At 73.0% G+C, this 23,270-nt stretch carries 17 protein-coding genes; 11 read left to right on the forward strand and 6 right to left on the reverse strand.

Annotated features, from left to right (window positions below):
• Nucleotides 1–85 precede the first annotated feature (85 nt).
• Nucleotides 86–979: a DUF72 domain-containing protein gene (locus HNR21_RS02145; protein WP_182703809.1), complete on the reverse strand. Its 894-nt coding sequence runs from the start codon at nucleotides 977–979 to the stop codon at nucleotides 86–88.
• A gap of 9 nt (nucleotides 980–988) precedes the next feature.
• Nucleotides 989–2,395 carry a tetratricopeptide repeat protein gene (locus tag HNR21_RS02150; protein WP_182703810.1) on the reverse strand — a complete coding sequence of 469 codons (1,407 nt, stop codon included), beginning with the start codon at nucleotides 2,393–2,395 and terminating at the stop codon, nucleotides 989–991.
• A 191-nt stretch (nucleotides 2,396–2,586) separates the two neighbouring features.
• Between HNR21_RS02150 and HNR21_RS02155 the strand changes: the two genes are divergently transcribed.
• Entirely contained in the window at nucleotides 2,587–3,528 is a 942-nt protein-coding gene (locus tag HNR21_RS02155; RefSeq protein WP_182703811.1) for a DUF5996 family protein, read from the forward strand.
• Between the two features lie 46 nt (nucleotides 3,529–3,574).
• Here HNR21_RS02155 and HNR21_RS02160 read toward each other — a convergent pair whose 3' ends face one another.
• A complete protein-coding gene (locus tag HNR21_RS02160; protein WP_182703812.1) occupies nucleotides 3,575–4,726 on the reverse strand; it encodes an acyl-CoA dehydrogenase family protein in 1,152 nt (383 codons plus the stop codon).
• Between the two features lie 125 nt (nucleotides 4,727–4,851).
• On the opposite strand from HNR21_RS02160, the gene HNR21_RS02165 reads away from it, so the two are divergent.
• The 3 genes from HNR21_RS02165 (at nucleotide 4,852) to HNR21_RS02175 (ending at nucleotide 11,651) form a co-directional block, all read left to right on the forward strand.
• Nucleotides 4,852–5,619, forward strand: a complete 768-nt coding sequence (locus HNR21_RS02165; RefSeq protein WP_182703813.1) for a tetratricopeptide repeat protein — start codon at nucleotides 4,852–4,854, stop codon at nucleotides 5,617–5,619.
• A 195-nt stretch (nucleotides 5,620–5,814) separates the two neighbouring features.
• Nucleotides 5,815–10,122, forward strand: coding sequence for an AAA family ATPase (locus HNR21_RS36270; protein ID WP_220500008.1), 4,308 nt, complete (start codon nucleotides 5,815–5,817; stop codon nucleotides 10,120–10,122).
• A gap of 11 nt (nucleotides 10,123–10,133) precedes the next feature.
• On the forward strand, nucleotides 10,134–11,651 hold the full coding sequence (locus tag HNR21_RS02175; RefSeq protein WP_182703814.1) for an AAA family ATPase: 1,518 nt from the start codon (nucleotides 10,134–10,136) through the stop codon (nucleotides 11,649–11,651).
• Between the two features lie 9 nt (nucleotides 11,652–11,660).
• Here the strand turns inward: HNR21_RS02175 and HNR21_RS02180 are convergent, their stop codons facing one another.
• Entirely contained in the window at nucleotides 11,661–12,584 is a 924-nt protein-coding gene (locus tag HNR21_RS02180; protein WP_182703815.1) for a PaaX family transcriptional regulator, read from the reverse strand.
• 358 nt (nucleotides 12,585–12,942) lie between these two features.
• On the opposite strand from HNR21_RS02180, the gene HNR21_RS02185 reads away from it, so the two are divergent.
• On the forward strand, nucleotides 12,943–13,782 hold the full coding sequence (locus HNR21_RS02185; protein WP_182703816.1) for a poly(ethylene terephthalate) hydrolase family protein: 840 nt from the start codon (nucleotides 12,943–12,945) through the stop codon (nucleotides 13,780–13,782).
• Nucleotides 13,783–13,912: 130 nt separating this feature from the next.
• Here HNR21_RS02185 and HNR21_RS02190 read toward each other — a convergent pair whose 3' ends face one another.
• Both HNR21_RS02190 and HNR21_RS02195 read right to left on the reverse strand, forming a co-directional pair.
• Nucleotides 13,913–16,003 carry an ArnT family glycosyltransferase gene (locus HNR21_RS02190; RefSeq protein ID WP_220500009.1) on the reverse strand — a complete coding sequence of 697 codons (2,091 nt, stop codon included), beginning with the start codon at nucleotides 16,001–16,003 and terminating at the stop codon, nucleotides 13,913–13,915.
• Nucleotides 16,004–16,011: 8 nt separating this feature from the next.
• Nucleotides 16,012–17,250, reverse strand: a complete 1,239-nt coding sequence (locus tag HNR21_RS02195) for a bifunctional glycosyltransferase family 2/GtrA family protein (protein ID WP_312880785.1) — start codon at nucleotides 17,248–17,250, stop codon at nucleotides 16,012–16,014.
• Nucleotides 17,251–17,753: 503 nt separating this feature from the next.
• On the opposite strand from HNR21_RS02195, the gene HNR21_RS02200 reads away from it, so the two are divergent.
• The 6 genes from HNR21_RS02200 to HNR21_RS02225 all read left to right on the forward strand — a co-directional run bounded on the left by HNR21_RS02200 (nucleotide 17,754) and on the right by HNR21_RS02225 (nucleotide 23,254).
• Entirely contained in the window at nucleotides 17,754–19,334 is a 1,581-nt protein-coding gene (locus tag HNR21_RS02200) for an ABC transporter substrate-binding protein (protein WP_182703819.1), read from the forward strand.
• Entirely contained in the window at nucleotides 19,331–20,293 is a 963-nt protein-coding gene (locus tag HNR21_RS02205) for an ABC transporter permease (protein WP_220500010.1), read from the forward strand. The genes HNR21_RS02200 and HNR21_RS02205 overlap by 4 nt, the downstream gene beginning before the upstream one ends.
• Nucleotides 20,290–21,183 carry an ABC transporter permease gene (locus HNR21_RS02210; RefSeq protein WP_182703820.1) on the forward strand — a complete coding sequence of 298 codons (894 nt, stop codon included), beginning with the start codon at nucleotides 20,290–20,292 and terminating at the stop codon, nucleotides 21,181–21,183. Before HNR21_RS02205 ends, HNR21_RS02210 begins: the two co-directional genes overlap by 4 nt.
• Complete coding sequence (locus HNR21_RS02215; protein WP_182703821.1) at nucleotides 21,180–22,124, forward strand: ABC transporter ATP-binding protein; 945 nt, start codon at nucleotides 21,180–21,182, stop codon at nucleotides 22,122–22,124. Before HNR21_RS02210 ends, HNR21_RS02215 begins: the two co-directional genes overlap by 4 nt.
• A complete protein-coding gene (locus tag HNR21_RS02220; RefSeq protein WP_182708995.1) occupies nucleotides 22,118–22,771 on the forward strand; it encodes an ABC transporter ATP-binding protein in 654 nt (217 codons plus the stop codon). Before HNR21_RS02215 ends, HNR21_RS02220 begins: the two co-directional genes overlap by 7 nt.
• A gap of 120 nt (nucleotides 22,772–22,891) precedes the next feature.
• Nucleotides 22,892–23,254 (forward strand): STAS domain-containing protein, encoded by a 363-nt coding sequence (locus HNR21_RS02225; protein ID WP_220500011.1) that lies wholly within the window; start codon nucleotides 22,892–22,894, stop codon nucleotides 23,252–23,254.
• Nucleotides 23,255–23,270: the final 16 nt, after the last annotated feature.

Here is a 23,270-nt window from a genome sequence, read left to right on the forward strand (position 1 = left end):
CGCCCGGCGATCCCTGCACGCTTGACCCAAAAGCCCTGTCCCAGCCGCACGGGACTGACCGCGGACGTGAACGAGGGCGTGCCGGTCACGGTGATGGGGGGACGGGGTCCTCGGTGAGGAGGGCGGCCAGTTGGGCGGCGTTCTGCTGGGAGTGGTCGGCGCAGCAGTTGTTGAACAGGACGTGCGTGGTCTTAGTGCGTTCGGCGAGGGTCTTCAGGCGGGACGCCCAGGTGCGCAGTTCGTCCGGGCTGTAGAGGTAGGCGAACCGTTCGCGGATGTCGCCGCTGGTCCAGCGTTCGCTGTGGCCGTGGAAGCGTACGACGGCCAGGTCGCTGGTGGCCGCGAGCACCGGGGGGATCGATGTCGTGTGCCCCTGGGGCATGTCCACGCTCACGTACGCCAGGTCGTGCTCGGTCAGGAAGTCCAGGGTGGCGGGCCGGTTCTCCGCGGTCATCCAGGTGGCGTTGCGGAACTCCACGCAGATCCGCATCGGCGCGCAGCGTTCCTTGACCTGGAGGATGTAGCTGCGGCCGCGTTCGCCGAACGGGAACCAGCCGGGGAACTGGAAGAGGATCGCGCCCAGCTTGCCGGCCTCGTGCAGGGGGCGCAGCGCGCCGAGGAAGCGCTGCCACACCGCCTCGACGACGTCCTCGGGAACGTCCTTCAGATACAGGGTCTTCTTGTCGGGGAGCCGGTCCCGCAGATCCCGGTACATGGCGCCCGGCCGGGTCGGGTGCCCGGTGAGCAGCGAGAACGCCTTGACATTGAACGTGAAGCGCTCCGGCGTGCGGTCCCGCCACAGGGCGACCGTTCGTTCGGCGGGCGGGCCGTAGTAGGTCGAGTCCACCTCGACCAGCCGGAACCTGGAGGCGTAGAACCGCAGCCGGTCCTCGGCGGTCCTGGCCTCCGGCGGGTACCAGCCCGAGTCGAGCAGGGTCTTGTCCGTCCATGACGAGGTGCCGACCAGGATCTCTCCCATGCCCGCAGCCTAGAGATCCGTGGCGGCCCGGAGTCCGGCCGCGCGGGACCGGGCGGCGGCAGCGGCGGCACGGTCCCCCAGCCTCTCGGCGACCGCGGCGTGCTTGAGCCAGTTGAACGGGCTGCTCGGCCGGAGGTCGATCCGTTCGCCCACCAGCGTCCGGGCCAGGTCGAGGCGCCCGCCTCTGAGCGCCGCCTCCAGCAGCGTCTTCTGCACGGCGTCGCGCTGGGCGTGGCTGCCGCCGAACTCGTTCAGACGGTGCCTGATCGGATACAGCGCCTCCACCGCGCCGTCGTGGTCGCCTCGTCCGTAGGCGACCAGCGCCCGGCACACGGGGAGGCCGACCCGGACGGTCATCGCATGGTTGCTGACACCGAGACGACCGGAGGCCGCAGCGGACTCCCTGGAGGCGATCAGCCTGTCGGCCTCGGTGAACCGCCCGGCACCGACGAAGGCCATCACCGCGTGCACGTCGTTGAACGCGTAGAACGGCTCGTCCATCTTCGGCGTCCACGCGTCGGCCAGCGCCTTCCACCGCGCGGTCTGGTCGTCGCCCTCCAGCAGCAGACGCCACAGCAGCGCCGACGCGTCCACCAGCTGCAACGCGGTCTCGGCGGCCTCCGGCCCGTGCAGCACGGCGTCGTAGACGTCCAGTGCCCGTGCCGTGTCCCCGGCCTCCAGCGCGTACAGCGTGTAGTGCCACCAGGTGTGCACGTTGAAGAACGTGCCGGTCGACCAGTCGGCCAGCCTCGCGTCGAGGTAGTCGATCCCCTTCCGGAAGCGGCCCTGCATCTCGTAGGTGTGCGCCACGGCGTGGATGCCCCACACGTCCTTGGGGTCGAGCTCCACCGCGCGCAGGCCCGCCTCCTCCGACCGGTCGTAGTCACCGGTCTCCTCCAGCCCGAACGCGTACATGCCCAGGATCTGGCCGAAGTGCCGGTCGTCCTCGTGCCAGGCCGGCAGGGCTTTCCCGATCCGGTCGCGCAGCGAACGGGCGTCACCGGTGAAGAAGTCGATCTGGTGTCCCGCGATCAGCGCCAGGGCGTCCCTGGGGTGCTCTTCGGTGATGCGCGCGAGCAGGGCCCCGCATGTCCCGAAGTCCCCGTCCAGCAGGTGCTCGACCGCCTCGAGATGGGCCCGTTCCCGCGGCGACAGGCCGGACGCGTCCACCCCGGCGCGGAACCCCGCGAACCGTTCCCGCGCCGCCCGGGCATTGTCCGCCTCGGTACTCAGCACCCCGAGGTACGCCGACAGCACGTGCCCCAGGACGAACCCGGGGTCCTCCTCCAGGGCGGCGCGCGCCTCGGCGACGACCTCCGGGCGGAAGTGCAGCAGCTCGTGGATCGCGTTGTCGTAGTGCCGAACGGCGGCGCCGCTCGCCGAGCCGATCGTCAGGCCGTGCTGGTCGGTCGGCATGAACCCTCCCTCGCGGTGCGCTTCCAAAGATGATGCCCGCCGGGGAACGCCGCATCCGGTCCGCCTCGTCCCGGTCCCCGTCGCGGTGACGTCAAGGCGTTCCGCCTCCCGGTACGGGGCATAGGCCGGAGGAGGGGCCAGAAGGCCACGAGGGGGCCGTACCGGTGCCGGCCACGGCGGCGGGAGGGGAGATGACCGAGCAGAAGGTGTCCCGGAACGGGCGGGGCGCATCGGCATGGCCGCGGTTGCGGGTGTCGGACTGGACCGAGACCCGCGACACGCTGCACATGTGGACCCAGATCGTCGGCAAGATCCGGATGGCCCACACCCCGCCGCTCAACCACTGGTGGCACGTCACCTTGTACGTCGGGCCCCGCGGGTTGACCACGTCGGCGATCCCGTACGGGGACGGGGCCTTCGACATCGGGTTCGACTTCCTCGACCACCAGTTGCGCGTCCGCGTCAGCGACGGCGACGTCCGCCGGGTGGCGCTGGGGCCCGAACCGGTCGCACGGTTCTATGCCGAGGTCATGGCCGTGCTGGAGGAGCTGGGGATCCCCACGCGCATCCGGACCAGGCCCAACGAGGTGGAGCAGGCCATCCCCTTCGAGGAGGACCACCGGCACGCCTCGTACGACCCGGAGGCGGCGCGGCTGTTCTGGCGCCAGCTCCTGCAGGCCCATCGGGTCCTCGGCCGCTTCCGGTCGGGTTTCGTCGGCAAGGTCAGCCCGGTGCACTTCTTCTGGGGCTCCTTCGACCTGGCCTGCACCCGGTTCTCCGGACGACCCGCCCCGCCGCACCCCGGCGGCTTCCCCAACTGCCCGGACTGGGTGATGACCGAGAGCTACTCGCACGAGGTGGCCAGTTGCGGATTCTGGCCCGGCGGCGGGGAGGAGGGCGCGTTCTACGCCTACGCCTACCCCGAACCGGACGGCTACGCCGACCGGCCCGCCGGTCCGGCCGCGGCGTTCTACAGCCCGGAGTACCGCCAGTTCCTGCTCCCGTACGAGGCGGTGGCCGACGCGGCGGACCCGGATCGGATGCTGGCGGAGTTCCTGGACGCCACCTATGCCTCGGCCGCCGAACTGGGCGGCTGGGACCGCGCGGCGCTGGAGACCGGCCCCCGCCGCTGAGCCCGGCGGGCTCGGCGGCGGGGGCGGCCCCGGGCGCCGTCCGCGCTCAGACGCCGATCGACTTGGCGATGATGGTCTTGAGCACCTCGCTGGTGCCGCCGTAGATCCGGGCGACGCGGGCGTCGGTGTACAGGCGGGCGATCGGGTACTCCAGGATGTAGCCGTAGCCGCCGTGCAGCTGCAGGCACTTGTCGACGACCCGGGCCTGTACCTCGGTGCAGAACAGCTTGGCCATGGCGGCGTCGGCGGGGGTGAGCTCACCGGCGTCCAGGGCCTCGATCGCGCGGTCCACCATCGAGCGGGCGGCCTCGACCTCGGTCGCGCACTCGGCCAGCACGAACTTGGTGTTCTGGAACGAGGAGACCGTCTTGCCGAAGACGGTGCGCTCCTGGACGTACTTCTTGGCGAACTCGACGGCGGCGGCGGCCGAGGCGTAGGAGGCGACCGCGATGCCCAGGCGCTCCTCGGCCAGGTTGTGGGTGAGGTACTCGAACCCGCGCCCCTCCTCGCCGAGCAGGTCCTCCACCGGGACGCGCACGTCGCTGAACGACAGCTCGGCGGTGTCGGAGCTGCGCAGCCCGATCTTCTCCAGCTTGCGGCCCACCGAGTAGCCCTCGCTCTTGGTGTCCACGACCAGGATCGACAGGCCCGCGCGGCGGTTCTCCGGGGTGGGCGGGGAGGTGCGCGCCACCACCAGCACCCGGTCGGCGAGCACGCCGCCGGTGATGAAGGTCTTGGCGCCGTTGAGGATGTAGTGGTCGCCGTCGCGCCGGGCGGTGGTCTGCATGCCCGCCAGGTCCGAGCCGGTGCCGGGCTCGGTCATCGCGATCGCGGTCATCATCTCGCCGGACACGAACGGCGGCAGCCAGCGCTTCTTCTGCTCCTCGTTGGCGTACTTGAGCAGGTAGGGCAGCACCAGGTTGACGTGCACGCCGTAGCCGCCGAAGCTCACCGCGGCGCGGGCGCACTCCTCGGAGATGATCGCCTGGTACTTGAAGCTGGTCTCGCCCGCGCCGCCGTACTCCTCGGGCACCTGGATGCCGAAGACGCCCAGCTCGCCGAGCTTGTAGTAGAAGTCGCGCGGCGGGTGACCGGCGGCCTCCCACTCGTCGTAGACGGGGACGACCTCGGACTGGATGAAGTCCCGGATGGTCTCCCGGAAGGCCTCGTGGTCCTCGTTGAACAGCGTCCGGCGCACGGCGCGCTCCCTTCCTGTGGCTGGGTGCAGGTGTGGCCGGCGGGACGCCGACCCCGGCGAACAGGATTCTAGAATACTCTTCTAGGGCTGCTTCCAGCGGCTTCGCGTCCGGCGACGCCGGCGCGGTGATCGAGGTGCCGGAGGCGCCGGACGCACCGCCGCCGCCGGCCGAGCATGCCGGCGGCCCGCTGCTGCGGACGTTGGCGATGCTGTCGCCGATCGGAGTCCGGCGAGACCTGCTGCCGGCCGGCGAACGCCTCGACGCTCTGATCGCCGAGGGGATCCTCACCTCGCTGGGCGACGGCACCTCGGTGGCCCTGCCTCCCGCCCACCGGCAGGCCGTCCGGGAACGGGCCGAGAAGGCGCTGGTCCTGTTCGACCGGATCCTCACGGCGATCGAGCGCTCGCCCGACCCCGGCGACCCGATGGCCGTCCTGGTGCGTTTCCGCAGGCTGGCGCTCGAGGACGTTCCCGCGTTCGCCGAACTCGAACGGCTCGTCGCCGACGCGGCCCGGTGCGATCCCGCGATGGATTCCACGCTCCCCGCCTGCTTTCTTTTCGCCACGCGCTGTATGGAGCTGGGACATCACGAGCGCGCCGCCTACGAGTACGAACGGCTGCTGGCGGTGATCGAGCGGAACTACAGCCCACGCCACAATGTTTCGGTCATGGCGGCCGTCGGACTGGGGGCGTGTTACGGCCGGCTGGGCCGTCTGCACGACGCGATCTGGATCGTCAGCCGCGCCCTGGCGCGGTTCGAGGCCGAGCCGGGCGACCACGACGAGAACGCCGACCTGATCCGTCAACTGCTCGCGTACCTCGCCGACGAGTGGACGAGCGGCCGCAGGCGCCGTCGCGGGCGCCGCCGTTCGCAGTTCGCCGCGGCCGGATGACGGCGTGCCCGAAAGCAGCCCTTATTCGCAATTCGGCCGGTATCAAAGGGGAGTGTCCGCAAAAGGCGGGCTCTTTCATTCGCGGCCGGTTAGGGTTTGTCCGTGGATCTGGGGCTTGTCCGGCGATGGTATTCCGTCGGCTCGGACATCATTGTTCATCGGAGCGGGGGGCGGTCCGTACGGGGCCGGCTGGAGGTGATCGACACCGACACCGACAGCCTGGTCCTGATGACCGAGACGGGGCCCGCGATCGTGCAGGCCGGCTCGATCGAGCAGATCGAGGCGGCCCGGACCCCGGCGCAGGCGCCGGAGTCCCCGCCGGCCGCCCGGCCGGTCCCGCCGCCCGCGCCGGCGGCGCCGTCGCCGGCCTGGGACCGGCTGCGGGAGGAGTTCGCGGTCGACCTGGAGCAGGTCGAGACGACCGCGCCGGTCTTCGGCCTGGATCCCGCGATCCGGCTCTCCTACACCGCCGCCAAGGAGGTCGAAAAGCACCTCAACCGGGTCAAGAACCGGCTCGAGGCGTCGAACACCCTGCGCGAGCCCGCCCGAGCGCGCCAGGCGATCCGCGACCTGGTCGCCGCGGCGGACGAGTGCGGATACGCCCCTGCGTACCATCTGGCCGCGCTGCTGCTGCTGGAGCACGGCGACACCGCCGCCGTCCGGCGGCAGGCCGCCGAATGGATGACCTGGGCCGCGCCCTACGGCGGGCGCTACGCCTGGGACCTGGCCGTGCTGCACCTGCGCGGGGGCGAGGTCGAGAAGGCCGCGGCCACGCTCGGGGAGGGGCTCCGCACGACGCCCGCCGAGCAGACCGACGACCGGCTGTTGTGCGCCTTCCTCGCCCTCGTCCTGCGGAGCGGGGACACCCGTCTGCCGGTCCCGGTGCTCGCCGCGGCGCACGCTGGCGCCGTGCAGCGGACGGTGGCGGTGCGGGCCGGGCTGTACCTGGTGGCGGAACTGGCCCGCGAGCGGATGCCGGCCCTGGAGCCGCTGCTGTCCCTGACCACCGCCCGGTGGGACGACCTCGCCCAGGTCCTCGACGCCCTCGAGCCCGGAGCGGCGGAACGGCACCGCCCGGCCGCGACGTCGTCCGCTCCGGCGCAGCCCGCCGCCGCGGCCCCCCATCCGGGCGCGCCCGCCGCCGTGCCGCAGGCCCGGCCCGCTCCCGCGGCCGCCCCGCCGGGCCCGGCGGCCGAGACGATCAGTCCCGGCGACCCCCGGCTGCACGTGCTCGCCGCGCGCAACAAGCTCAATCTCGGCCGGTTCGACGACGCGCTGAAGATCGCGCAGCGGGCGCTCGCCGACCATCCGGGCCATCCCGAGCTGCTGGAGATCGTCGAGGTCGCGCGCCGGGAGAAGGCTCCGGCCGGCGGCTCCTCCCCCGCGCCGCGCCGCCCGGTCAAAGCCCCGGCCGGCCAGAACCGGGCGTCCCTGTACGCGCAGGCGCAGCGGGCCGAGACCCAGGAGAAGGACCTGGACAAGGCCGAGGAGCTCTACCGCCAGACGATCGCCCGGGGCGGCGACATCGAGCGCGCGGTGCGCAGCCTGGCCTGGCTGCTGCACCGCCGCAAGCGCAGCGAGGAGGCGCTGGAGCTGCTGCGCGACCCGAACGTCGAGGTCAAGGAGACGCTGCAGCACCGGAACATGATCATCACGATCGTCGGGTCGCTGGGCCGCTGGGAGGAGGCGGCCGCGCTGCTGGAGCAGATGCTGGAGGAGGACCACTCCCGCCAGGTGCGGACCGGGCTGCTCAAACGGCTGATCGTGGCGTACCGCAAGCTGCGGGACGCGCGCAGCGCCCGGAACGCGGCCGAGCGGCTGCTGCGGCACGGGCCGCGCAACCCCGAGTTCCGCGACATCTGGGCGGAGCTGGAGAAGGCCGAGCGCACCGGCATCTGGGACAACATCGACAAGCTGCTGGCCAAGACCGACTGGAGCCCCGAGCAGCCGGGCTCGATCAGCCCCGTGCTGCTGCTGCACCTGGACCGGTGCGAGTACGCCGGGGTGAACCCGCTGCGGGTGCAGGAGGGCACGCTCAGCGAGAAGGACGTCCAGGAGCTGGAGGCGCTGATCCGCAAGCTGGGCGCGCGCCGCTCGGCCGACCGGGCGGCCTACAACCTCTCGGTGGCCCGCATCCTGCGCGACCTCAACCAGACCGACGACGACCTGTTCCGCCGGTCGCTGCGCGCCTTCGGCGCGGCCATGGGCGACCTGTGCGCCGCCGAACGGCGGCACGGCGACGTGACGCGCACCTACTACACCCAGGCCGTGGCCCTCGGCCCCTGGGACGAGATGGGCGAGCTGAAGGTCAAGCAGTTCGTGCTGTCCTACCTGGACCCGAACTGGCAGCAGCCGCAGGACAAGCCGCCGTTCGAGAAGTGCCTGGAATGGGTGCTGGAGATCGAGAGCCTGCGCCGGCCGCTGCTGTTCGGGCTGCTGAACCTGGCCAGCGAGTCCGACCCGGTGCGCAAGGAGCTGGTGTCGCGCACGTTCCGGGTCGCCGAGATCCGCAACCTGCTGTTCGACGAGCTGTGCGGCTACCTCGGCCGGCCCAACCCGGCCTGCACCCAGGACGTGTACGTCGCCTTCTGGCAGGAGGCGCTGCACAGGCTGCGCCAGGAGCTGGACGAGCAGCGCAAGTCGCTGCAACTGCCGCTGAACCGCAGCGACCCGCTCGGCACGCTCGCCGAGGACCAGCAGCAACTGGAGCAGGCCCGCCAGCTCGCCCCCACCACGCAGCTCGACATCGACCGGCTCAAGGCCGTGGCCACGATCCTGGGCGAGGTCCGCGGCTATCTGGAGCAGACCTCCTACCTGGAGCAGGAGCGGCTGGAGTCCAAGATCCGCACGGCGGTGCGGCAGCTGGTGACGGAGATCGAGGGGTATCCGACCCGGCTCTCGCTGGAGTACCTGGTGCCGCTGCTGGCCAAGCTGGACGCGGCGATCACCGCGCACTTCGGCGAGGTGCAGCGGGCGGCCGAGCCCAGCGGGCTGGAGGTCACCGAGGTGCTGCCCAGCTACGTCCCCGACGCCTCCTCGGCGATCCAGGTGCAGCTCAGCGTCAAGAACCCGCCCCGGCGCAGCCCGGCCGTGGACGTGATGCTGCGCGTGCTGGACAACTCCGACGACTACCGGCCGGTGCCCGAGCCCATCCAGGTCGCGCACAGCCTGCGCGACGAGCAGAGCGAGAGCTGCACGGTGCCGCTGGTGGTGACGCCGCACGCGATCGCGGAGCGGCTGGTGACGCTGCGCTACCGGCTGGAGTTCACCGTCCGCTCCGACGAGCGCATCGTCACCGAGCCGGACACGCTGTCCCTGCGGCTGGACGACCTGCAGGACTGGAAGCCCATCCCCAACCCCTACTCCGAGGGCGCCCCGGTCAAGGACGAGAACATGTTCTACGGCCGGGGGGAGCTGCTGCAGACCCTGGTGGACGCGCTGGAGCGGCCCGACGCCAAGTGCGTGGTGATCTACGGCCAGAAGCGGGTGGGCAAGTCGTCGGTGCTGCACCACCTGCGGCGGGCCCTCAAGCCGCCGGTGCTCGCCGCCGAGCTCAACCTGGGCAAGCTGGCCACCAACCTCGACCACGCCCGGCTGCTGTACATGATCGCCGGGGCGTTCTTCCGGAAGCTGGAGGACCTGGAGGAGGAGGGCTGGCCCGCCCTGGACCTGCCGCGCCCCGCGCTCCGCGACTTCCGGGACAGCGGCGACGCGCAGATCTTCTTCGACGACTACATGCACGGGATGCTGCGGCAGATGAGGCGCAGCCAGGACTACCGGAACTGGCGGCTGGTGCTGCTGCTGGACGAGTTCACCGTGCTGTACTCGGTCATCGAGCGCGGCGACCTGCCCCGCGAGTTCATGAAGGCGTGGAAGGCGATGCTGGAGAGCGAGCTGTTCAGCAGCGTAGTCGCCGGCAACGACCTGATGCCCCGCTTCCTGAAGGCGTTCCCGAACGAGTTCCAGGTGGCCCGCCAGGAACCGGTGTCCTACCTGGACCCCGGCCCGGCCGAGGAGCTGATCACCGTGCCGGTGCGGCTGGACAACGGGGAGAACCGCCACCGGGGCGACTCGGTGCAGCGCATCCTGGAGCTGACCGCCCGCAGCCCGTACTACATCCAGCTGTTCTGCAACCGGCTCATCCAGCACATGAACGCCGAGCGGCAGATGCTGATCGGCCCGGCCGACGTCGACAGGGTCGCCACCGCGCTGGTCAGCGGCGACCAGGCGCTCCCGCTGGAGCAGTTCGACAACCTGCTCACCCCCGGCGACGCCGACGTCAGCGACCTGCCCGCGGGCACCGTGCTGGAGGTGCTGAACGTCTGCCTGACCGGCCGCCGCCGCGACCTGCACCTGGACGGCCGCAAGGCGCGCGACCTGCCCGACGGGCCCCGGGTCCTGGAGGACCTGATGCGCCGCAACGTGATCGTGCGGGAGGCCGAGGACCGCTACCGGATCAAGGTCGGGTTGTTCGCCGAGTGGCTGTGGCACCGCAAGGCGTGACGGGAGCAGGCATGACCGACACCCAGTCCACGCCCGTGCGGAACCCGTTCGCCACGGTCGGTCACATCGTGCACGGCGAGGCGCACGTCGGCCGGACCGGGCCGCTGGAGGTGCTGCGGGAGCGGGTGCTGGCGCAGCAGACCGCCGGGGCCACCGCCATCATCGGGCCGCCGCGGATCGGCAAGTCCAGCCTGGCCTACCACCTGTTCATGCGGCCCGAGACCCGCCGGGACCATCCCCGGCTGCTGCCCGTCTGGATCAACGTCCGGGTCCGGGGCTCGGCGCACCGGCTGTTCCGCCAGCTGGTCGAGGACGTCTGGGACCTGCTGTGCGAACGTTCGCCCGAGGTCGACGCGCGGCTCGGCCGGGCCTACGAACGGGCGGTCGCCGCGGACCTGGACTGGGCCGAGTTGCAGGGCGAGGCCCAGGAGTTCCTGCGGCTGGTGCGGCGGCGGGACTGGCGGGTCGTGCTGGTGCTCGACGAGTTCGACGCCGCGCGCGAGGCCTTCAAGTCGCAGCCCGGCGCCTTCCAGGCGCTCCGCGAGATCGCCTACAACGTGGACTGCAACATCGGCCTGGTCACCACCTCCCGCCGGGAGCTGCGCGAGATCGTGGACATGGCCGACCCGGCCGAGTCGACCTTCCCCGGCATCTTCCGCTCCATCTTCCTGACCTGCTTCGACTCCGCCGAGCTGGCGGCGCTGATCGACCGGCTGCCGGCGGACGGGCCGCACGAGACGCTGGCCGGCAGGCTGGGCGAGCTCACCGGCGGCCACCCCTACCTGGCGAGCGTGCTGCTGGAGCGGATCTGCGCGACCTGCCGGGACGGCGTCCCCCCTCCGCCGGAGGAGATCGAGACGCTGACCGGCCCGATGCCCCCGGAGTTCCAGTACTACTACCGCGACCTGGAGGAACTGCTGCGCGCGGACGGCCGGCTGCGCGCCCTGCTGGAGATCGTCCTCGGCCCCCAGCTGACGGTGACCCCCAACGACGCGCTGCACCTGCTGCAACGCGGCCTGCTCCGGGTGCGGGACGACTCCTACCGGGCCTTCTCCGACCACTTCCACGAGTACCTCGCCCTGCTGAGCCGGGACGTGGCCGACTGGGACAACTGGATGACCGTGGAACGCGGCCTGCGCGACCTGATCGAGCGGGGCTTCGAGGACCGCTACGGCCCCGACTGGCCGCAGGAGTTGCGCCGGACGCGTCCCAAGCTCGTCACGATGCTGGACCAGTGCGAGGAGAAGATGGCCCGCGAGACGAACTCGTTCGGCTCACGCGCCTCGACCCGCCTGCTGGACTTCACCTACCCGCGCGACCTGTACGACCTGATGGCCTCGCACTGGGACATCTTCGGCCGGGTCCTCAAGAGGGACCGCAACTACTGGAACGAGCGGTTCTCGCTGCTGGCCAAGGTCCGCAACCCCATGGTGCACAACAGGATGTCGGTGGTCACCCCCATGGAGCAGCGCAAGTTCCAGCTCTACTGCGACGAGATCCGGGAGGTCCTGGGCGCCGCCTCCCCCTGATCGGGCCGGTCAGGGTCCGCGGTGGGCGTGGTGGCGGACCAGGGGGGCCAGTTCGGGGGCGTGGGCGGCCACGATCCGGCGGACCCGGGTCTCGGCCGGGGGGCCCAGGGAGTCGTAGAGCTCGGCGAAGATCTCGTACGCGCGGGCGCGGGGCCAGTCGGGCGGCAGGAGCTCGGCGGGGAGCTCCGGGTCGAGGCTGGGGAAGTGCAGCCAGGCGTACATGAGCTCGGTGCGGGCGCGGAGGGCCTCGTCGGCGGGGACGGCGCCGTCGCGGGCCTGGCGGAGGACGGGTTCCCAGGCGCCGATGAAGGCGTCGTAGCGGGCCCTCAGGTCGTCCAGGTTCCAGGCGTTGATCGGGGGGACTCCCTGGGGGATGTCCGGCACCGTCCGGGCGGTCATGACGGTGTGGGCGCGGATGCCGAGCTCGGTGAGGGACTGGGCGGCGTCGGCGGCCTTGTCGTGGGGGCAGATCCACACGCCGTCGTACAGGGGGGCGAAGCCCAGCCAGCGGAGCCTGGCGCGGGCGGCGTGCCGGGCGTCGCGCTGCTCCTCGGGAACGGAGAAGATCACCATCCGCCACAGGCCGTCCCAGGGGCGGGGGCCGGTGGCGAACGACAGGATGCGCTTGGCGCCCCGGCGGAGGGTGGGCGTGGCGAAGGCCTCGGCGCTGATGCCGTAGCCGGTGCGGCGGCCGTTCCTGGAGGACTCCAGCACACCTCGGCGGGCGAGCCTGCTGAGGGCGGCGCGGGCGGCCGCCGGGGTGACGCCGAACTCGCCGAGCAGTTCGACCAGGGCGGCCGACGGCAGGTGCTCGGTCCGGCCGAACCAGTAGTCGCCGAACAGGGTGATCAGCAGCCGCTGCGGCTGCAGGCCGTGCCGCCTGCGCGGAAGCGTGATCTCCTGACCGGCCCGGCCGGTCTGCCCGCTCGTCATGCTCACCCCAGCTCGCGCACGCCCCGTGCGCCCTCCTCGATGGGCGCGCAGCGTACACCGTGACGCCGCGACGCCGCACCGGCCGGGCGCTCCCCACGGCCCGCAGACCCGTGCCCGCAGAGCCGTGCGCGGGGATCTGTGCGCGCCCCACAGGCCGCCCGGAACGGCGCTGTTCGTTTCACCAGTCCTGCGGGCGAACCGTTGCCCCGCCCCCGCCATTGGGTGACAGTTCACTCAGCGATCGTCACGGCAGATGTCATATGTCAGACGGCCGCGCCGGCGGGCGACGGGACCGGCGCCCCCCTGTGGTCCCCGAGCCCGGGCCGGTCCCCATCCCGACATCGAGGAGGTCCCCCGCATGAACCTCGGACGGTTCGTCCGGCGCGTGATCACGGTGGCCGCCGCGTTCACGCTGATCGGCACGCTGCTGAACGCCCCGGCGGCGTACGCCGCCCCCGGCGGCTCCGGTCCCTACCCGGCCGACTACGAGACCACCCTCCGGCTGCGGAACCACACCGTCTACCGGCCCGAGAACATTCCGACCAACATCCGGATGCCGATCGTGGCCTGGGGCAACGGCGCGTGCCGGGCCGACGGGACGTGGTTCGAGAACATCCTCAAGGAGTTCGCCTCGCACGGCTTCCTGGTGATCGCCAACGGCCGGCCGGGCGGCACCGGGCAGACCGACGCCGAGATGCTGACCGACGCCATCGACTGGGCGATCGCCGAGAACACCCGGATCGGCAGCAAGTACCGCGGCAGGATCGACACCACCAAGATCGCGGTGATGGGCCAGTCCTGCGGCGGGATCGAGGCCTACGAGGCGTCCGCGGACCCGCGGGTGACCACCACCGTCCTCTACAACAGCGGCATGCTGAGCGACGCGGAGAACTGGCGGCTGTCCCGGCTGCACGCCCCGATCGCGTACTTCATCGGCGGCCCGACGGACATCGCCTACGAGAACGCGATGGACGACTGGAACCGGCTGCCCTCCGGTCTGCCCGCCTTCATGGGCAACCTGGACGTCGGCCACTTCGGGACGTTCAGCCAGCCGAACGGCGGCGAGTTCGGCCGGGTCGGCTCCGCCTGGCTGAAGTGGCGGCTCAAGGGCGACACCGCCGCCGGGCAGCTGTTCGTCGGATCGAACTGCGGCCTGTGCGGCACCGAGTGGGACGTCCGGCAGAAGAACCTGTCCTGACGCACCGATGACCTGGCGCACCAGGGGGAAGCGGTGGGGCGGGCCTGTGCCCGCCCCACCCTTTCCCTTTGCGCCGGTTCGCGGGCCCGGCGCGGAGGCCCATCGGGGGCGGGCCTCGTGCCGGACTCCGTCACGCTCCGCCGCGGCAGTCGTACAGCGTCCCGGCGCCCCCGGGGCCGTCCGCGTCCGACTGCGCGGCCGTGCCGCCGTAGGCGGAGGCGGGGACCTGCTTGCAGTTCTGCCTGATCCAGGCGGAACGCTGGGCGGCGGGGTTGTCACCGTCATCGAACGGCCCCCGCATCACGCCCATCCCGCCTCCGAGGACGTAGCGCAGCTCGCCGTCGGCGACCCACTGCCGGAGCTGCCGAACGGACGGCGCGTCGTCGCCGCCCGAGAAACCGCCCATGCCGATCACGGTGTGGTCGGTGTTCAGGATGAACGACGAGACCCCCCGCGCACCGCCCTCGACGGCGAGCTTGATCCGCGCCGAGCCGGAGTTGCGCACCGCGTAGTCGAGGATCCTGCGGGACTCGGCGGACAGCGCACCGCCGTCGCCGCCGGGACCTCCGACGCGGATCCGCGGGGGCGCCCCGGGCTGGGGAGCACCGCCGTTCGCCCCCTGGGGCGCAGGTCCACCGGGCCGGATCACCCTCACAGGCCCCTGACGCATGCCTCCCGGAACGCCGTTGCCGGGCAGGCGCCGGATCACCGGTCCGCCACCGCCTTCCGAGGGGCCGGCGGTGGGGATGGCCGCGCCCCCGGCGCCCTCAGAACTCGCCGACTCCAGGACCGACCAGGTGCCCGGTGCCGTCAGCACCGCCGCCAGGCCCACCACGGCCCCTACCCGCAGCAACCGGCCCGGCCGCCAGAACCCGGCGACCAGCAGCGCCACCGCCACGGCCCCCAGCCCCAGCACCGGCCACACCAGCCACCCGTGCCAGTCCGGAACGCGCCGGATCACCACGACGGCCCACCCGGCGGTCACGGCCACCGCGAACGCCCCGGCCCAGGGCGCCCACCGGATCCCCGCGCGGTGCGCCCGCACCAGGGCGGTCACCAGCCCGCCGCACAGCGCGCCGATCGCCGGGGCCATCTGGGTGGTGTAGTACTCGTGGAAGATCCCCTCCTGCATGGAGAACACGGCCGCGCACACCAGCAGCCACAGGCTCCACAGCACCCAGCCGTGCGCCGGGAGCGTCGAGCCCGCCGGGAGCCGGCCCCGCCGGCGCAGCACCGCCAGGACCACCGCCACGACGATCGCCACCGCGGACACCGGCAGCAGCCAGCTGATCTGACCGGCCACCAGGTCGTTGAACATCCGCAACGGCCCGGTCTCACCACCGAACCCGCCGGGGCCGCCACCGCCGCCGCCCCGGCCGCCGCCCTGGCCGAAGATCCGGCCCAGGCCGTTGTAGCCGATCACCAGGTCCCAGGCGCCGCCGTCCGTGCTGCCGCCGATGTAGGGGCGGTCGCCGGGCCACAGCGCCACCAGCACGACCCACCACAGCGACGACACCGCCAGCACCGCGCCCGCCGCCAGCAGCCGCCACACCCTGCCGAGCCATGGCCCGCCCGCCCCGGCCAGCCAGGCCAGGGCGAACGCGGGCAGCACGATCCACGCCGCCAGCATCTTCGTGACGAAGCCGCAGCCGATGAGGAAGGCGGCCCCGCACAGCCACCAGGTCGCCGCCCGGCCCGTGGCCGCCTGCACCGCCCGGGTGAACGCGTACGCCGCGCACACCAGCAGCAGGAGCAGCGGCGTGTCGAGGTTGTTGCTGCGGGTGATGGCGACGGTGATCGGGGTGAGCGTCAGGACCAGCGCGGCGATCAGCGCGGCCCGCTCCCCCGCCCACCGGCGCACCGTCCGGTGCAGCACCAGCACCGCCAGCACGCCCTCGGCCACCTGCGGCAGCAGCAGCGCCCAGCCGTGCAGCCCGAACACCTTGGCGGCGATCACCTGCGGCCACAGCCCGGCGGGCGGCTTGTCGACGGTGACCACGCCCGCCGGGTCGAACGCGCCGAACAGGAAGTTGGTCCAGCTCAGCCCCATGGACTTGACCGCGGCCGAGTAGTAGTCGTTCCCCCGGCCCAGCGAGCCCAGCGCCCACCCGTACAGGGCGGTGGCCAGCAGGAGGATCGCGCCGAGCGCCGCCCTCGGCGCCCATGCGCGCCGGGCGCGTTCACCGGCGGGCGGTGGTGCGGCGGTCTGTTGGGGAGACATCGTGCTCATCAGGAGGAGGCCCTCTCGGAACGGGAACGGCGGCGGAAGACGGCCGTGCGCAGGACGGCGAAACGAAGGGCGGTCACCAGGACCGAGGTGGCGGCCAGCACCACGGCCTCGGCGGCGTGCGAGGCGTCCGGAACGAGCCGCTGGAACAGCAGCACCGCCACGGAGGTGACCGCGTACCCCACGAGGAACAGCGCCCCGGCGCCCAGATGCGCCCGGCCGGCCCCGGCCGTGGAGCCGCGGAACGTCAGCCGCCGGTTGGCCTCGGTGTTGAGGACCGTCAGGATGACCAGCGAGACCAGGTTGGCCAGGGGCGCGGACAGCGCGGGCCGCAGCAGCCAGTAGACCAGCGCCTGCCCCACCGTGGAGAAGACGCCGATCAGCGCGAAGCAGCCCAGCTCCCACAGCAGGAGCGACCCGGACCCCGGCACCGCGTCGGGATGCTCGGCCGACGGCGCGGGCCTGCGCGGCACCGCCGCGTCGGCGGCTCCGGACGCCTTCATCCGCGCCAGCCGCCACATGCCGCGCAGGTCCTCGACGGCGGTGCGGACGACGTCCACACGGCTGTCGAGGTCCTCCACCCAGTCGACCGGCACCTCGTGGATGCGCAGCCCGTTGTGCTCGGCCAGCACCAGCAGTTCGGTGTCGAAGAACCACGAGTCGTCGGAGGTCACCGCCAGCAGCGGCCGGACCGCCTCGGCCCGCGCCGCCTTGAACCCGCACTGCGCGTCGCTGAACCGCGCCCCGAGGCCCGCCCGCAGCAGCGTGTTGTAGCAGCGGGAGATCAGCTCCCGGCGCGGCCCCCGCACGGTCCGCGCGCCCGGGGCCAGCCGGCTGCCGATCGCCAGGTCCGAGTGCCCGCTGGCGAGCGGCGCGATCAACGGCAGCAGCCCGTCGAGCCCGGTGGACAGGTCGACGTCCATGTAGGCGACGATGTCGGCGTCACTGGCGTTCCACGCGGTGCGCAGCGCCAGCCCGCGCCCCTTGCGGTCGAGATGCACGACGCCGACGCCGGGCAGTTCGGCGGCCAGTTCCCGCGCCACCCGCAGCGTCCGGTCGGTGCTGGCGTTGTCGGCGACCGTGATCCGCCAGCGGAACGGCAGCCGTTTTCGCAGATGTCCGTGGAGGGTGCGCACGCATCCCGCAAGCGCCCGTTCCTCGTTGTGCACCGGAACGACGATCTCCACCGTCACCGTTTCCGCCGTTCCCCCCGTCACGTCGGCGGGCGGCTGGAACGGCACGGCGGCATCCGGTCGGACTTGGCCGGTCGTACTCGTCATGAGTCCTCGAAAGCCGATGGGTCTGGGACCTGCCGGCCGCCGCCGCGCCTCTGAGCACGGCGAACGCCGGAACCTCACCGACTGTCCCGGGCGACGCGGAACCCCGGCTGAAACGAACCTGAGGATTTCCCGAAGGCCGCTCGCCCCGTCCCCCGCGAGAACCCCCGGCGGACGGGCCGGATCCAGGAAGGCCGCGCGGCGATCGCGCCGCGCGGCCTCCTTCCCCGTCCGGCCGAATGCAGTTCGCTCCGCAGCTTTTGATAGCGGGGAAACACCGGTCAGAGATGCCTCTGAGCCTACCTACCCCGTCCCGCCGCGTCGTCGGCGACCGTGGGGCCACGGCCCCGCCGCAGCGCGCACGCCGCCGTCCCGGGCGTCCCCTCCGCGCCGGACGACCTGATGCATACGAGTATCACTTGCGAATAAGTTGCAATAACAAAGGATGATCATTACCGTCCTGGGTCATGCGCAGGGGTGTGCGAGGTCTGTCCCGTTCCGTGCTGGCGCTGGCGGTGGGGGCGGGAGTGCTGGCGGGGTGCTCGGCGCCCGGGGAGCCGGCCGACGACGGGGTGGTGCTGGCGGATCCGTACGAGGACGACACGCTCAACCCGCTGATGGGGTTCGCCGAGGACGGCATGAGCAAGATCTTCGACGGGCTGGTGACGCACGACGCGCGGCGCAGGGTGCGGCCGGCGCTGGCGGCGGAGGTGCCGCAGCCGTCCGCGGACGGGCTGACATGGTCGGTGCGGCTGCGGACCGGGGTGACGTTCCACGACGGGTCGGCGTTCGGGCCGGAGGACGTGGTGGCCACCTACCGGACGCTGCTGGATCCGGCCGCCGCCTCGCCGCTGGCGTCGTCGTACCGGATGCTGGCACAGGTGCGGCAGACCGGGCCGGACACGGTGGAGTTCCGGCTGCGGCACCGGTACGCGCCGTTCGTGCGCAAACTCGTGCTGGGGATCGTGCCCTCGGAGAGGCTGACCGGCGGGCCGCTGGAGTCCTCCCCGCTGAACACCCGCCCGGTCGGGACGGGGCCGTACCGGCTGGCGGAGTGGCGGCGCGGAGAGCGGCTGGTGCTCACCGCGCACGAGCGCCACTGGGACGGTGCTCCGGCGATCAAGCGCGTCACGGTGCTGTTCGTTCCCGACGACAACACCCGGGCGCAGCGGATGCGGCGCGGCGACTTCGACGGCACGGTGCTGCCGCCCGCGCTGGCCGGGACGTTCGCACGACGCGACGGGATGACGGTCCACGGCCATGACAGCGCCGACTACCGGGGCGTCATGCTGCCGCAGAAGCACCCGGTCACCGGCGACCTGGCGATCCGGCGGGCGCTCAACCTCGCCGCCGACCGGGAGGGGATGATCAAGGCCCTGCTGGCCGGGCGCGGCACCCCCGCCCACACGCCCCTCCCCCCGGCGCTGGGCGAGTACGCCGATCCCGGCGCGGTCTTCCGGTTCGACCCGGACGAGGCCGGGCGGATCCTGGACGCCGGAGGCTGGCGGGCCGGGCCGGACGGGATCCGCGTCAAGGACGGGCGGCAGGCCCGGTTCACCCTGATGTATCCGGCCGACGACTCGGTGCGCAAGGCGCTGGCCAATGCGTTCGCCAGCGACGCGGGCAGGGTCGGGATCAAGGTCGACCTGGCCGGGCTCGGCTGGGACGCGATCGAGCCCCGGATGGACCGTGACGCGCTGCTGATGGGCGGCGGCACGCCCCTGGACCCCGATCTGGTGGCCTACGGCCTGCTGCACTCCTCCCAGGCCGAGGACGGGTTCAACAATCCGGGCTCCTACCGGGACGAGATCGTCGACGACGCCCTGGAACGGGGCCGCACCAGCCTGGTCCCGTCCGAACGCGCCGACGCCTACCGGACGATGCAGCGCCGCCTGGTCGAGAACCCGCCGTGGGTGTTCCTGGTCTTCCTGGAGCACACCTACGTGGTGCGCGACGGATGGTCCGGCTACCAGCCGGTGGTCGACCCGCACGTCCACGGGGTCCTCACCTGGGGTCCCTGGTGGAACCTCGAGAAGTGGCGCCGATGAGGGCCCGGGCGCTGCGGCGGATGGCGCTGGTCCGGCTGGCGGTGGCGGTTCCGCTGCTGCCGGCCGTGTCGGTGGCGGTGTTCCTGCTGGGGGCGGCGTCCCCGTTCGACCCGGTGTACCAGTACTACGGCACCCGGATCTTCACCGCCGCCGAGGCCGACGTCGCCCGCACCCGGGAGGCGCTGGGCCTGGACGAGCCGGTCTGGCGGCAGTACCTGGACTGGCTGCACGGCGCGGTCACCGGGGACTGGGGCGTCAGCCGCAGCTTCGGCCAGCCGGTCGCGGAGGTGGTGGCGCAGCGGCTGCCGTGGACGCTGCTGCTGGCGGGGGCCGGCCTGACGCTGGCCGTCCTCATCGCCCTCGCCCTGGGGGTCACCGCGGCATGGCGGCCCGGCGGCTGGGCCGACCGCGCCGTCGTCGCCGTGGCGCACTCGCTGGAGGGCCTGCCGACGTTCCTGCTGGGGCTGGGGGCGATCGCGGTGTTCGCGGTGGCGCTGCCGCTGCTGCCCGCGGGCGGGGCGTCCGACGGCGGCGTCGTCCCCACCCTGCGCCATCTCGCGCTGCCCGCCCTGGTGCTGGCGATCGCCCAGTTGCCGTGGCTGATCCTCACCCTGCGGCAGCAGCTCCTGGTCTCGCTCGCCGACGACCACGTGACCGCGGCGCGCGCCCGGGGCCTGCCAGAACGCACGGTGGTGCTGCGGCACGGCCTGCCGGTGGCGCTGCTGCCGTTCGTGACGACCGTGGGCACCCGCCTGCCGGAGCTGGTCACCGGGGTGGTGCTGGTGGAGGAGGTGTTCTCCTGGCCGGGCGTCGCCGGGGCGATGGTGGAGGCCGGGCTGAACGTCGACTATCCGCTGCTGGTCGCCCTGACCCTGCTGGCGACCGCCGCGGTCCTGGCCGGGAACCTGCTCGCCGACATGGCGGTGGCGCTGATCGACCCGAGGACGGTGCGCGGATGACGGCCGACGCGTGGCGGCCCGCCGGGCGGCGGCCCGGAGGCGCGGGCGGATCCGGTGCCGTGGTGCCGGCCAAGGTCCGGCTGGGCGCGGCGGTGGGCGTTCTGGTGTCGGTGGTCGCCGCGGCCGTCGTGCTGCCGATGCTCGCCGGGGACGCCGCCTCGGGAAGGGTCGACTATGACGCGGTGCTGGTGCCGCCGGGGACGGAACACCTGTTCGGCACCGACGACGCGGGCCGGGACGTGCTGGTGCGGGCCGCGCTCGGCACCCGGGTCTCGCTGGTGGTGGCGGTGACCTGCGCACTGGTGGCGACCGTGCTCGGCACCCTGGTGGGGGCGGTCGCGGGCGCCGCCGGAGGGCTCGTGGACGCCGTGGTGATGCGGCTGGTGGACGGGATCAACGCGGTGCCGCACCTGCTGCTGGGCATCCTGATCGTGGCGCTGTACCGGGGGTCGCTGGTCGCGGTGATCGCCTCGATCGCGCTGACCCACTGGACGACGGTGGCCCGGATCGTGCGGGCGCAGGTGCTGTCGCTGCGGACCCGCCCGTACATCGACGCGGCGATCTCCGGCGGGGCGTCCCGGTGGACGGTGCTGTCCCGGCACCTGCTGCCCGCCGTGGCCCCGCAGTCGGCGCTGGCGGCGGCGCTGCTGCTGCCGCACGCGGTGTGGCACGAGACGGCGCTGAGCTTCCTGGGCCTGGGCCTGCCGCCGCACCTGCCGAGCCTGGGCACGATGGTCGCCGACAGCCGCGACGACGTGCTGCTGGGCGCCTGGTGGACGATCGCCGCGCCGGCCGGGGCGCTGGTGGCGGTGACGCTCGCGGTGGCGGGCCTGGCGGGCTGGTGGCGGGACCGGCTGGTCCCCCGGCGACGCTCGGAGCTGGCGCTGTGACCGCGGTGCTGGGCGTCCGGGGACTGTCGGTGCGGTTCCGGCTGCGGGACGCGGTCGTGCGGGCGGTCACCGACGTGTCGTTCGATCTGGAGCCGGGGCGGCTGCTGGCGCTGGTCGGGGAGAGCGGCTGCGGCAAGAGCGTGCTGGCCGCCGCGCTGCTGGGGCTGCTGCCGGGCAACGCCGAGGTCCGCGGCCGGGTGCTGCTGGGCGCCGAGGACCTGTCGGCGGCGGGCGAACGGACCCTGGCGCGGCGGGTGCGGGGCCGCCGGATCGCGCTGGTGCCGCAGTCCGCCGCCACCGCGCTGACCCCGGTGCGCACCGCCCGCAGCCAGCTCGCCGAGACCCTGAGGGAGCTGCGCCCGGACGTTCGCGACCTGGACGCCGAGGCCGACCGGCTGGCCGAACGGGCCGGGCTGCGGCCCGCCGACCTGGACCGGTACCCGCACGAGCTGTCCGGCGGGATGGCGCAGCGGGTCGTGCTCGCGCTCGCCCTGGCCGGCGACCCCGAGGTGATCCTGGCCGACGAGCCCACCAACGGGCTGGACCGGCCGCTGGTGGAACGGACCGTCGACGCGCTGCGCGGCCTCGCCGACGACGGGCGGGCGGTGCTGCTCATCACCCACGACCTGGCCGCCGCCGAACGCGTCGCCACCGACGTCGCGGTCATGTACGCGTCCCGCATCGTCGAGCAGGGCCCGGCGGACGAGGTGTTCGCCGACCCGTGGCACCCCTACACCCGGGGCCTGCTGGACGCGACCCCCGCGCGGGGTTTCCGCCCGCTGCCCGGTCATCCACCGGACCTGTCGGCGCTGCCGGCGGGATGCGTGTTCCGGCCCCGCTGCCCGCGACGCGACACCTGCACGGACGATCCCGCGCCCCGCCGGGTGGCGGGACGGGTGCTGGCCTGCGCGCATCCGGTCGAGAAGGAGGTCTCGTGCTGAGCGCCACCGGTCTGGTCGCCGGATACGGCAAGGGGCGGCGCGTCCTGGGCGGGGTGTCGCTGACGCTGGAGCAGGGCCGCATGATCGGCGTGCTGGGGCCGAGCGGGTGCGGCAAGTCCACGCTGATCCGCGTGCTGGCGTTGCTGCACGAGCCCGACGCCGGGCAGGTCCGCCTGGACGGGGAGCGGGTGACGCGTTTCCGGTACGCGGCCCCGGCGGAGCTGCGGCGGCGGATCGGGGTGGTGTTCCAGCATCCCCGGGCGTCCGTCGATCCCCGGCACACGCTGCGCCGGATCGTGGCGGCCCACCTGCCCGCCGGGGCCGCGCCCGAGGAGGCCGACCGGCTGGCCGAACTGGTCGGGCTGACCCCGGAGCTGCTGCGCCGCCGCCCGCACGAGGTCAGCGACGGCCAGCTCCAGCGCGCCTGCCTCGCCCGCGCCCTCGGCTCCGGCCCCCGCTACCTGCTGTGCGACGAGATGACGGCGATGCTCGACGCCTCCAGCGCCGCCGCGCTGGTCCATCTCGTCCGCACCCGCCGGGACCTGGGGGTGCTCATGGTCAGCCACGACGCCGCGCTGCTGGACGCCTGCTGCGACGAGACGTTCCGCTGGCGCGACCTCACGGCCGCCCCCGCTCACCGGGAGTGATGCCGGTCCGTCCCTCGTCTCGCTCCCGTCCCGGCCGGAGTCGGACATACGCCACACGCATGTTCCGGGAGCACGGGGTACGTACGGTCCGTGACATTCACCAGATAGCGCGGACGGGATGTGAGGACGGTGCTGAGCGAGTGGGCGCAGCTGGACATCAGGACGCAGACCGAACGGGACGGCTGGACGGTCGTCCGCATCACGGGTGAACTGGACCTGGCGACCGCGCCCCGGCTGGAGGAACACGTCACCGGACTGACGCTGACCCGCCCCACGCTCCGGCTGGTCCTGGACATGACGGAGCTGCAGTTCTGCGACTCGACGGGGCTGGGCACCCTGGTGGCCCTGCACCGCCGGCTGGACTCGGGCGGGGGCCGCCTGGTCCTGGTGGGCCTGCACGGCCAGCCCCTGCACCTGCTGACCCGCACCGGCCTGGCGAGCCGCCTCAACCTGCGGGAGAACGCGGAGCAGGCCACCCACTGACCCGGCCCTTCCGGTG

The organism is Thermomonospora cellulosilytica (genome assembly GCF_014138835.1).
Taxonomy (GTDB): Bacteria; Actinomycetota; Actinomycetes; order Streptosporangiales; family Streptosporangiaceae; genus Thermomonospora; species Thermomonospora amylolytica.

Excerpts from the sequence above, each read along its gene's own strand:
- HNR21_RS02185 (WP_182703816.1), top strand. The coding sequence starts at position 12,943 with ATGAACCTCGGACGGTTCGTCCGGCGCGTGATCACGGTGGCCGCCGCG.
- HNR21_RS02175 (WP_182703814.1), top strand. The coding sequence starts at position 10,134 with ATGACCGACACCCAGTCCACGCCCGTGCGGAACCCGTTCGCCACGGTC.
- HNR21_RS02190 (WP_220500009.1), bottom strand. The coding sequence starts at position 16,003 with ATGTCTCCCCAACAGACCGCCGCACCACCGCCCGCCGGTGAACGCGCC.
- HNR21_RS02155 (WP_182703811.1), top strand. The coding sequence starts at position 2,587 with ATGACCGAGCAGAAGGTGTCCCGGAACGGGCGGGGCGCATCGGCATGG.
- HNR21_RS02200 (WP_182703819.1), top strand. The coding sequence starts at position 17,754 with ATGCGCAGGGGTGTGCGAGGTCTGTCCCGTTCCGTGCTGGCGCTGGCG.
- HNR21_RS02150 (WP_182703810.1), bottom strand. The coding sequence starts at position 2,395 with ATGCCGACCGACCAGCACGGCCTGACGATCGGCTCGGCGAGCGGCGCC.
- HNR21_RS02210 (WP_182703820.1), top strand. The coding sequence starts at position 20,290 with ATGACGGCCGACGCGTGGCGGCCCGCCGGGCGGCGGCCCGGAGGCGCG.
- HNR21_RS02145 (WP_182703809.1), bottom strand. The coding sequence starts at position 979 with ATGGGAGAGATCCTGGTCGGCACCTCGTCATGGACGGACAAGACCCTG.
- HNR21_RS02180 (WP_182703815.1), bottom strand. The coding sequence starts at position 12,584 with ATGACGAGCGGGCAGACCGGCCGGGCCGGTCAGGAGATCACGCTTCCG.
- HNR21_RS02205 (WP_220500010.1), top strand. The coding sequence starts at position 19,331 with ATGAGGGCCCGGGCGCTGCGGCGGATGGCGCTGGTCCGGCTGGCGGTG.